This is a genomic window from Pseudomonas akapageensis, assembly GCF_011355085.1.
Classification (GTDB): domain Bacteria; phylum Pseudomonadota; class Gammaproteobacteria; order Pseudomonadales; family Pseudomonadaceae; genus Aquipseudomonas; species Aquipseudomonas akapageensis.
The window spans coordinates 1-9,896 of the sequence record NZ_VXCP01000076.1; the positions used below are offsets into that span (position 1 = coordinate 1).

Below are 9,896 nucleotides of genomic sequence, written 5' to 3' on the forward strand. Positions count from 1 at the left end.
GGGTAAGGCCGACAAAAACAAAAACAGGCTAAACCCCAAAAATAAAAAAAAAGAGCATGCAACAATCCTAGAGGGGAGCTTCGGCTCCCCTCAGTGCTTTCTGGCGTTTGTTATCTCCTTCGCTCCCACGCTCCGCGCCGAGCGGTCGTGTCGTCGACGCAGAGCGTCTGGAGAAGCATTCCCACGCAGAGCGTGGGAACGAGTGACCGCCTACATGCAATGCGGCTCGACCTGGTATCAGCCGCAGTACCAAGGCACCAATGTGACGTACGTTGTCGTCGAAGCACCGTGAGCCTGAACTACACTAAGCCCACAACTCAACAGCCGTACAAGGAAGAAGTCATGCTCGATTACTTCGCGTTGGGCATATTGATATTTGTCGGGCTTGTGCTGTTTTACGGAATCATCGTGCTGCATGACATTCCCTACGAAATCGCCAAGCACCGCAACCACCCGCACCAGGACGCCATCCATGCAACGGGCTGGGTCAGCCTGTTCACCCTGCATGTGTTGTGGCCGTTTCTGTGGATCTGGGCAACCCTGTATCGGGAAGACCGAGGCTGGGGCTTTGGCGATGGCAAGTCGCCCCAGAGCCATGTGATACGCCTGGAACAACAGGTGGCCGAGCTGCGACAGCGCCTCGATCGCCTGGAGGGAGTGGCAGGGCCGTCCCAGGGCTCGGGTAAAGTCGATTCCGGAGAGGGCGTCTGAACCATGGATCTTCTGCTGATTCTGACCTACACCGCCCTTTGCGTCGCGATATTCAAGATCTTTCGCATCCCCCTGAACAAGTGGACCGTGCCCACGGCCGTGCTGGGGGGGATCGTAATCATTGGCGCCCTGATCTTCACCATGAACTACAACCATCCTTATTCGGAAGTTGCACGTTCATACTTCGTCTCCGTACCGGTGATCCCCGTTGTCACCGGCCAGGTGATCGACGTACCGGTGAAGGGCAATCAGCCACTGGAGAAGGGCGACATACTCTTTCGCATCGATCCCCTCCCGTTCGATAACAAGCTGAAGTCCGTCGAGGCGCAATTGGTTCAAGCCAAAGGCGACCTGTCTCGCGTCAGCGAATTGATCAGGAAGGGATTCGGCACCCGGCGTGAACTGGACGTCGCCACCGCACGGGTGGATGACCTGCAGGCGCAACAGAACATTGCCCAGTTCGAACTGGACAATACGGTGGTGCGGGCGCCGAGCAAAGGCTTCGTGACCCATGTCTCGCTGCGTCCCGGGATGATGGCAAGCAGACTGCCGCTGCGCCCCTCCATGGTGTTCGTCCCCGATGAAGCCTACTACTTCACCGCCTGGATGCGGCAGAACAGCCTGTTGCGCCTGACATCCGGCGATGAAGCCGAGGTCGCCTTCGATGGCATCCCCGGCAAGGTGTTCAAGGGCGAGGTCAAGAGTGTCATCTCGGTCATCGGAGAAGGTCAGATCCAGCCTTCAGGGACCTTGATCAGCTTTACCGGCTCGCCACCGCCCGGGCGCGTGCCGGTCACCATCGAAATCACCGATCCGGAGTTCGCCCAGTACAAGCAGCTGATGCCGGGCGGGGCCTACGGGCAGGCAGCGCTCTACAGCAAACACTTTCACCATGTGGCTGTCATGCGCAAGATCCTGCTGCGGATGGCCGCCTGGATGAACTACATCTTCCCGTTCCACTGATTAGCGCTATATGAGTAGCAAACGCCAGCAACGCAACCCCCGGAGTCTGCCACGGCAGGCCCGGGGCAGCATGCATCTGCCCGTGCTGCAATGGCTCGTCGACTATCGACAGGGCTGGCTCAAGGGTGATGTGATTGCCGGCCTGACGGCGGCTGCGGTGGTCATTCCCAAGGCTCTGGCCTATGCCACCATCGCCGGCCTCGCGGTACAGGTCGGGCTCTACACCGTGCTGATACCCATGGCGATCTACGCCTTGCTCGGTACATCGCGCCCGCTTAGCGTCAGTACCACGACCACCCTCGCCATTCTGGTCGGTTCCGCCCTGAGCCAGATCAGCCCCTCCGGTGATCCGGCCGTACTGATGGCGGCATCGACCACACTGACCTTGCTGGTGGGGGCGATCCTGGTACTGGCGGGGCTGCTTCGCCTGGGCTTCGTTGCCAACTTCATCTCCGAGCCGGTACTGGTTGGCTTCAAGGCCGGCATCGGGATTGTCATCGTGCTGGACCAGTTGCCCAAGCTACTGGGCATTCACATCGAAAAGGGTGACTTCCTGCACAACGTGTTGGCGTTGCTGAAGGGTATCCCGGACGCCTCCCTGCCGACCGTTGCCGTGGGGGTGTTCATGGTATTGATCCTGGTTGCCATGAAGCGTTTTACCCCGCACCTGCCAGCTCCGCTGGTCGCCGTGGCGGTGGGGATCGCCGGTATGGGCCTGCTGGGCCTGGATCGCTTCGGCGTCGGGGCGGTAGGCAATGTTCCAACGGGGTTGCCCGCCCTGACGCTGCCCGCGTGGGCAATGGTGATCGATCTCTGGCCTTCGGCCGTGGGTATCGCGCTGATGAGCTTTACCGAGACGATCGCCGCGGGGCGTGCTTTCGCCCGCAGCGACGAGCCGATGCCACAACCCAATCGTGAACTGTTCGCCACAGGCATCGCCAATATCGGCGGTGCGTTTCTCGGGGCCATGGCGGCTGGCGGTGGCACCACCCAGACCGCGGTGAATCGTCTGGCGGGGGCAAACTCGCAACTGGCCGGGCTGATCACCGCAGCGCTGGCGCTGGGGACCTGTTTGCTGCTGGCACCCTTCATCGGCCTGATGCCCAATGCCACGCTCGCCGCGGTGGTGATCGTCTATTCGGTAGGCCTGATCCAGCCGGCGGAGTTTCGCGAGATACTCAGGGTCCGCCACATGGAATTCTTCTGGGCGCTGATCGCCATGATCGGAGTCATGCTGCTCGGTACGCTGCAGGGAATCGTCGTGGCGATCATCGTGTCACTGCTGGCGCTGGCCCACCAGGCGTCGGACCCACCGGTATACGTCCTGGCGCGCAAGCCCGGCACCAACGTGTTCCGCCCGCAGTCGGCGAAATATCCCGAGGATGAACGCTTTGCCGGACTGTTGATGCTGCGCCCGGAAGGCCGCATCTTTTTCGCCAATGCCTCGCGCATCGGTATGAAGGCGCAGCATCTGATAGACGAAGCGGGGCCGAAGGTCGTGATCCTTGATCTGCGCAGTGTCTTCGATCTCGAGTACACGGCCCTGAAAATGCTGGCAGCGGAGGACAAGCGCTTGAGTGAAAGAGGCATCTCACTCTGGCTCGTCGGCATGAGCCCGAGTGTCTCGGCCATGATCATGCATACACCGTGGGGACGCGCCTTGGGTGACCAACGCCTGTTCCTGAATCTGGAGCAGGCCGTTGCACGCTATCAGGCCCTGCCGTTGTAGCCGCTGCCGCAGGCTGCGCTCGAGTGCGTAGCGGTCGCAAGATTTCAAGACCGCAAAGGGGAGGTCCTGCGGACCTCAGCGCAGCCTGCGGCAGCGGCTACACGGATCGCGATGCATTCCAGAATGGTTCATGAGCTGGTATTGCGAATTCGGCGACGTTGCCGGCGAGTGTCGAGCAGGTAGACCATCGCACAGGCATACAAGGTCACCAGGATGAACAACCCCATGCGTATCGCGAATGCGGTGTAGACGTCCTTGCCGGCGGCGCTGTCCTGCACCGATTGGCCAAGGAGGATGATCATGGTCGTCAGGCTGTTGAGCCAGAACCCCGGTTTGTAGTTGCCAGGGCTCAGCCCATAGAGCTTTCGCGCCACCAGCAGCCCGAACAGCAGCATCCACAGGAAGAACATCCACAGGTTGACGAACATGCCCAGGGCGAACCAGAAGAGAATCGCCATCAGGCCGCCGAGCAGTGTCGAGCCGAGCAGTTCTCGCCCGGCCGTGCGCGCGTTGGTCGCGCAACTCTGCTGGCCGAGGTTGACCGCTTTCATCACGATTGGCATGTAGCTGGCCGGGTCGATCAGCGCCAACAGGAAGGCGGGCATCACCACCAGGGCGGCACGTAGCGCCAGCCAGTTTTTTTCATCGTCCGACAGGTCGGGCGCGGGCGCGCGGGGCTTGGCGCCGATGGGGTCCGGGAACAGCCAGTGGCTGATCGAGACCGCCGTGACGGCCAGAAGCAAGCCCTTGATCAGGGCGCCGATGACCTGCAGCGCCAGGTCGAAGTCCGAAGCGCCGGCTGCGCTGATCAGGGTCAGGCCAACCACCATGAACGTGGCGACCAGCGAATTGCCGCCGCCCAGGCCATAGCCGAAGACCAGATACAGGCACAGGCCGACCAGCATCACGCCGCATGCCGCGTAATAGTGCAGCAGTGGGATTAACAGCAAGCCGGTGCTGGTGGTCAACATCGCCACCACGGCCAGGCCCAGGCTCGCCTTGAGCGGCAGCGGTTGGTTCATCGCCGCCAGCATCGTCAGGGCCAGTATCGGTGCGATGAAAGGGATCGGCAAGGCCAGGCCAAAGGCTGCAGCCAGGCACAGCGCGGTGCCCGTGGCCAGGCGCAGGGCGCGTTGGGCGCGGACTTGCTGCTCAGTAGGCATACGACATCCAGCTCATCACGCGCAGGAACAACCGACCGAGCAGGTTCAGCGGGTTGCCTTCGCTGGGGAACGCCATGACCTCGGCCTGGCCGCCGACACGGATACCGCTGTAGTCGGTCAACTGGCCGGGTTCAAGTTCGATGATCACCGGAAAACGCTGGGCCGGCCGCAGCCAGTCGCGGCTGTTCTGCACCGTCGGCAAGCTCCCGGCCGGCGTGCTCTGGCCGGTACTGACGCCATAGCCGATGCTGCGCACATGGCCTTCGAATATCGAGCCGGGCAGAGTGTCCAACACGATCCGCACCGGCGTCCCGGGCTGCATCCGACCCAGATTGTTTTCGGTCATGTCAGCCGTGATCCACACATCGTGAATGGCGATCAGGGTCATGACCGGGGCACCGGCCCCCACGAACTGGCCGACATCGGTGCGCAAATCGGTGATCAGGCCGTTCGAACGCGCATGGATCCTGGTGTTGGCCAGGTCCAGTTCGGCTTTGTCCCGATTGGAGATAGCACTGAGCAACTGGGCGTTTTTCTCGTCGCTGCCACCCTGGGTTTCGCGGGCGCGTTGAACTTCGGCCCTGGCTGCGGCGACCGAGGCGACGGCCGCATCGAGTGAGGCGCGGGACACCTCGAGGCGACGCACGGAGATGGTTCCGGGGTCTTCCTTGTACAAGCGTTCGAGGCGCTGGAGGTCCTGGCGGGACATCACTTCGTTGGCCTGGGCCGCTTTCAGGGAGGCCAGTTTGGAGTCGATGCCGGCGGTATTGGCGCCGATCTGCTTGCGGGTCGTTTCCAGGTCGGCCCGGGCGCGATCGACGGCGATCTGGTACTGCTGCGGGTTCAATTCGAACAGCACTTCACCGGCCTTGACGTCCTGGTTGTTGCGCACGTTGACCTTGATGACCGTGCCGGCGACCTCTGCCGCCACCGGGACGACAAATGTCTGCACCCGTGCCTGCTGCGTGTAAGGGGTGAAGCGGTCGGCCAGCAGGTACCAGACCAGGCTCAGGATGATCAGTACGGCAACCCAATTCACCGCTTTTCCGGCAGGTTCTGCAGCAGGCGTTGGTGCAGCCTCTTCGGCCTCTTGTTGGCGGTCACTCAATTGACACCTTCCTTCGCTTCATCGAGCAGATTGCCCCAGTCGGTACGTTGCTGCATTTGTTGGCGGGTGGCCGGATCGAGCAGCGGTTGGCTGCTGTACCAACCTCCGCCAAGGGCTTTGTACAGGGCGATCAGGCTGTTGACGGCCGTGTTGCGATTGACCAGGTAGTTATCCTGCTGGGCGAACAGGGCAGCCTGGGCATCGAGTACCCGCTGGAAATCCGAATAGCCTTCGCGGTATTGGGTATTGGCCAGGGAGACCGAGCGTTCGGCGGCAATCGATGCCTCAGTGAGGATACTGTCGCGCTCCAGGGCCTTGACCAGCCCGGTCGCCGCATCGTCGGCCTCACGCGCCGCCTGGCGCACGCTGTCCTGATAAATGACGATCAATTGTTGCAGGCGGGCATCCTGAACGCGCACGTTGTTGGTGATGCGGCCATGGTCGAACACATTCCAGCTCAAGGTTGGCCCGCCCACCAGGTCCAGGGTGTTGGGCGTGCTGCTCAGGGAGGTCGTGGACCACACGATGCTGCCCAACAGGCTGATGGAGGGATAAAGGTCGGCCTCGGCGACACCGATCAGTGCCGACTGGGCAGCGACCTGCGCTTCTGCGGTACGTACATCCGGCCGGCGCAACAGCAGGTTGACCGGCACGTCCTGCAACACCGCGCGGTCGATCAAAGGCACCACGCCGGTGTTGGTGTCCAGTTCCGGGAGCGCGCTGGGCGGGCGACCGATCAGGGTGGACAAGGCGTTACGCGTGCTTGCCACCTGCGCTTCGAAATCGGGGATGGTACTCAGGGTGCCCAGGTACTGGGTCTTGGCCTGTTGCAGGTCGAGTTCGGCATTGTCGCCGCTGTTGAACAGCTTCTCGGTGATCTCGAAGCTGCGCTTCTGCAGCTTGGCGTTGCTCAGGGCTATGCGCAGGCGCGCCTCGGCAGTGCGCAGTGCGTAGTAGGTTTGCGCCACCTGGGCATGTAGCAGCACCAGAACGTTTTCATAATTGCTCTGGGCGGCAAACCATGACGCATCGGCCGACTCGATGGCGCGGCTGAACCGTCCCCAGAAATCCAGTTCCCAGCCCAGGTCGAAACCGGCACTGTGCTGCCAGAAGTTGGTGTCCTTCGGCAGGGTGCCGCCCCATTGGTTACGATCCACGTACAGGCTGGCGCCGTTGACTTGTTGCAATTGCGGGTAGAGGCCACTCAGGGCGATGCCCAGTTGGGCGCGGGCTTCCATCACCCGCAGGCCGGCAACCTCCAGGTCAGCGTTGTGGGCATCGGCCTCGGCAATCAGGTGGTCGAGCACGGGGTCGGCAAACACATGCCACCATTGGCGGCTATCGGGTTGCGTCTTTTGCTGGGTGGCCTGTGCCAGGGGCTGGCTCTTCCAATTGGCGGCCCAGGGCAGGGCCGGCAACTGGAAGTCCGGCCCCAGGCGCACGCATCCGCTGAGGCCAAGTGCGCCATAGAGCAGCAGGCTCAGGCGAATTGTGTGGGGCATGGTGCGGCCTCGACCGCATCAAGCCGTCGGCTTCCCGCCCGGTTCCTCCAGCTCGACCGTCAATGGCTGATCGACTTCAGCCGCCACCGGCCGGTCTTCTACCCATTGCCAGAACAATTGGTAGCCAACCGCCAGCGCCACAGGGCCGATGAACAAGCCGATGAAACCGCTGCCGACCATGCCACCCAGGGCGCCGATCAGGATCACCGGCATCGGTACATCGACGCCACGGCCCAGCATCAACGGCTTGAGGACATTGTCGGCCATCCCGGCCAACAGGCTGTAGATGCCGAACACGATGGTGGCGACGCTGGTGCCTTCGGTGGCGAAGACGTAGGCGATCACCGGTAGGGTGACCAGAATCACAGGCAGTTGCATGATCCCGAATAACAGGGCGACCAAGGCCAGCAACCCGGCACCGGGGACACCCATGAGCACGAAGCCGACCCCCACCAGCAGCATCTGGATAAAGGCGATGCCCACCACGCCCTGGGCCACCGCGCGGATGGTGGCGGTGCACAGCTCGGTGATGCCAGGGGCGCGCTGAGGGCCGGAAAGACGCGTGACAATGGCCAGGGCGGCGTTTTCGCCGTTGGTGCCATAGGCCATGAGCACACCGGCAATGATCAAGGCACCGATGAACAGCAGGAAGCCCACGCCAACACCGGCCATCTTGCCCAACAGGGTCAAGCCGATACTTTTGATGTAAGGCATCAACTTCATCACCACGCCACTCATGTCAGTCGACGCCTGCATCCAGTAGGCGTAGAGGGGCTTGCCAATGAGCGGCAGGGTAGCGATTTTTTCGCTGGGTGGCGGAATTTGCAGGGTTTCCGACTTGAGCACGGCCAGGGTGCCATCGATCGACTCGCTGATCGAGGTGCCCAGCAGGTAGATCGGCACCATCAACAAGGCGAGGGCGACCACCACGATCAGGGTGGCGGCGCGACCGTCCTTGTTGCCCAGCTTGCCCCTGAGCATGCAATGCAACGGGTACATGGTGACGGCCAGTATCAGTGCCCAGAGCATCAGGTTGAGGAAGGGGAGGAAGATCTGGAAGCAGAAGATCACCAGCACGGTGATCAACCCGGCGCGGATCAGGACATCGAGTAGCCCACCAGAAAGCGCCCTGGCAGAAATATTCGTACGCAGCATCGCTTGTCTCCTTCAGGTCGTCACCTGGTGTGAGGGACGCTTTGCCAAGCATAGACGCGATATGTGCAGGCGGGATCTGTTCAGAACCCGCTTTCGCGCAGCAACACCGCCAACACATGGGTCGCACCGTCGGCCAGCAGGCTGCGTCGCTTGCCCTCGATCTTCAGGTGGCCCCGGGTTTCGCGCAGCGAGGGCAGGGGCGCATCCAGTTGCACCAGCACCTGGAACACCGGGGCGGTGGGCACCAGGGCGGTTTCCTGGGCCGAGGTCGGCAGCGGGCCACCGTAGCGGGAAGACAGCATGCGATGGGTCAGCTGGTTGATGCGGGTGCTGCCGATGGCGATCACCCGGCCGGTGACGGGCGTCGGTTGCCCATCGGGGTAGAAACGCACGATGCCGCCGTTGACCAGACGATGCACCTTGTCCTGGTCGACGTAGGCATCGACCTGCCAGCGGATGGGGTCGATCAACACGCCCAGCGGCTCCTGGCGGCCGATCCATTGACCGGGTTTCCAGTCCGGGTTCACATCCAGCCACAAGCCAGTTGGTCGCGCGGCGTCGGAATGAACATGACCCGCCATTGCAGTGACTTGTTCTTGTTGGGGTAGGTTTTGTTCAGCCAGGCTTCCAGGGCTTTGCCCAGCTCGTAGCTGATGCCTTGCTCGCGACCGCGATTGACCACGAAGAATGTCCGGCTGTAGGGCACCAGGATCCGCACCATCCGGCGCTGGCGCATGGCATCGAAATCACCGGTCCAGCTGGGCGGCACCGGCAACACCAGGTGTTGCACCTCGGCTTCTTCGGCCGGGGTCAATTCGACGCTAGGCAGTTCCGGAAGGACTTTTGCTGCGCCAAGGTATAGCAAGGACAGCATGAGGGTGAGAGACAAGGCCAGGAAACGACTGTTGCGCTGTTCCATTTTCTATCACCCGTCAGGCTTTTTCGGCTCGGTTACCAGCCAGAAAAAGTATAGGCCAGACGCCTCGGCGCAGCGTTATCCGGACTCAGCCATGACTCTCCTGGCGCGCGCAGGCCGCCAGGTCTTCGAGAAACACCCGCAGGATGGGCGCGGCAGGGACGCCGCGCCGGGTGATCACGTCGAAGGGTGACATCAGGCTTAGGCTCATCGGCGCCAGTTGCTGCATCTCGCCGCTCTTGACCCACTGGGCGGCGACATGCACCGGCAGAAAGCCCAGATAAGCGCCGGAAATCACCAGAATCGCCAGGGCCTCGATGTTGTCGACGGTGGCCGCGGCCTTGTTCACGCCCAGGTGCTCCAGGTCGTATTGCTCCATGTAGCCCCGGACCACGATCCGGTTTTCGCCGATCTCTTGCAGCAGTTCGGCGCTTTCGGCCTTATTGCCGAACAGCGGATGGCGGCGACCGCAGAAAAGCCCGAGGGCTTCCTGGTACAGCGGTGTGTATTCAACACCCGACACGTGAATCGGAAAGTGCCCGATGGCCAGGTGCAGGCGCCCGTCGAGCACCCGTTCTTCCAGTTCCGCGGGGCTGCCGACGTACACGTTCAGGTGCACGTCATGGCCTCGGGAAACGAAGCGCTGGGT

General features: G+C 62.3%; 10 protein-coding genes and 1 pseudogene. 4 read left to right on the forward strand and 7 right to left on the reverse strand.

What is annotated here, in order from left to right; genetic code table 11:
- The 4 genes and pseudogenes from F2S13_RS29290 to F2S13_RS28960 form a co-directional block, all read left to right on the forward strand.
- Positions 1-292: pseudogene (locus F2S13_RS29290) on the forward strand (hypothetical protein); the annotation flags it as partial.
- 50 nt (positions 293-342) lie between these two features.
- Positions 343-711, forward strand: coding sequence for a DUF3302 domain-containing protein (locus tag F2S13_RS28950; protein ID WP_166367303.1), 369 nt, complete (start codon positions 343-345; stop codon positions 709-711).
- Between the two features lie 3 nt (positions 712-714).
- Positions 715-1,674, forward strand: coding sequence for an HlyD family secretion protein (locus tag F2S13_RS28955; RefSeq protein WP_166367304.1), 960 nt, complete (start codon positions 715-717; stop codon positions 1,672-1,674).
- 10 nt (positions 1,675-1,684) lie between these two features.
- Entirely contained in the window at positions 1,685-3,403 is a 1,719-nt protein-coding gene (locus tag F2S13_RS28960; RefSeq protein ID WP_166367305.1) for a SulP family inorganic anion transporter, read from the forward strand.
- Between the two features lie 128 nt (positions 3,404-3,531).
- Here F2S13_RS28960 and F2S13_RS28965 read toward each other — a convergent pair whose 3' ends face one another.
- The 7 genes from F2S13_RS28965 to F2S13_RS28995 all read right to left on the reverse strand — a co-directional run.
- Positions 3,532-4,566 (reverse strand): DUF2955 domain-containing protein, encoded by a 1,035-nt coding sequence (locus tag F2S13_RS28965; RefSeq protein ID WP_166367306.1) that lies wholly within the window; start codon positions 4,564-4,566, stop codon positions 3,532-3,534.
- Positions 4,556-5,674: an HlyD family secretion protein gene (locus F2S13_RS28970; protein WP_166367307.1), complete on the reverse strand. Its 1,119-nt coding sequence runs from the start codon at positions 5,672-5,674 to the stop codon at positions 4,556-4,558. Before F2S13_RS28970 ends, F2S13_RS28965 begins: the two co-directional genes overlap by 11 nt.
- Positions 5,671-7,176: an efflux transporter outer membrane subunit gene (locus F2S13_RS28975; RefSeq protein WP_166367308.1), complete on the reverse strand. Its 1,506-nt coding sequence runs from the start codon at positions 7,174-7,176 to the stop codon at positions 5,671-5,673. The genes F2S13_RS28970 and F2S13_RS28975 overlap by 4 nt, the downstream gene beginning before the upstream one ends.
- An 18-nt stretch (positions 7,177-7,194) precedes the next feature.
- The gene (locus F2S13_RS28980) at positions 7,195-8,331 is read right to left on the reverse strand and encodes an AI-2E family transporter (RefSeq protein WP_166367309.1); all 1,137 of its coding nucleotides are present in this window, start codon (positions 8,329-8,331) and stop codon (positions 7,195-7,197) included.
- Positions 8,332-8,411: 80 nt separating this feature from the next.
- On the reverse strand, positions 8,412-8,912 hold the full coding sequence (locus tag F2S13_RS28985) for an HlyD family secretion protein (protein ID WP_166367310.1): 501 nt from the start codon (positions 8,910-8,912) through the stop codon (positions 8,412-8,414).
- Positions 8,855-9,250: a hypothetical protein gene (locus F2S13_RS28990; protein ID WP_166367311.1), complete on the reverse strand. Its 396-nt coding sequence runs from the start codon at positions 9,248-9,250 to the stop codon at positions 8,855-8,857. The genes F2S13_RS28985 and F2S13_RS28990 overlap by 58 nt, the downstream gene beginning before the upstream one ends.
- 85 nt (positions 9,251-9,335) lie before the next feature.
- A partial coding sequence (locus F2S13_RS28995; RefSeq protein WP_178119061.1) for a substrate-binding domain-containing protein occupies positions 9,336-9,896 on the reverse strand: 561 nt, incomplete at its 5' end.

Excerpts from the sequence above, each read along its gene's own strand:
- F2S13_RS28950 (WP_166367303.1), top strand. The coding sequence starts at position 343 with ATGCTCGATTACTTCGCGTTGGGCATATTGATATTTGTCGGGCTTGTG.
- F2S13_RS28955 (WP_166367304.1), top strand. The coding sequence starts at position 715 with ATGGATCTTCTGCTGATTCTGACCTACACCGCCCTTTGCGTCGCGATA.
- F2S13_RS28960 (WP_166367305.1), top strand. The coding sequence starts at position 1,685 with ATGAGTAGCAAACGCCAGCAACGCAACCCCCGGAGTCTGCCACGGCAG.
- F2S13_RS28965 (WP_166367306.1), bottom strand. The coding sequence starts at position 4,566 with ATGCCTACTGAGCAGCAAGTCCGCGCCCAACGCGCCCTGCGCCTGGCC.
- F2S13_RS28975 (WP_166367308.1), bottom strand. The coding sequence starts at position 7,176 with ATGCCCCACACAATTCGCCTGAGCCTGCTGCTCTATGGCGCACTTGGC.
- F2S13_RS28980 (WP_166367309.1), bottom strand. The coding sequence starts at position 8,331 with ATGCTGCGTACGAATATTTCTGCCAGGGCGCTTTCTGGTGGGCTACTC.
- F2S13_RS28985 (WP_166367310.1), bottom strand. The coding sequence starts at position 8,912 with ATGGCGGGTCATGTTCATTCCGACGCCGCGCGACCAACTGGCTTGTGG.
- F2S13_RS28990 (WP_166367311.1), bottom strand. The coding sequence starts at position 9,250 with ATGGAACAGCGCAACAGTCGTTTCCTGGCCTTGTCTCTCACCCTCATG.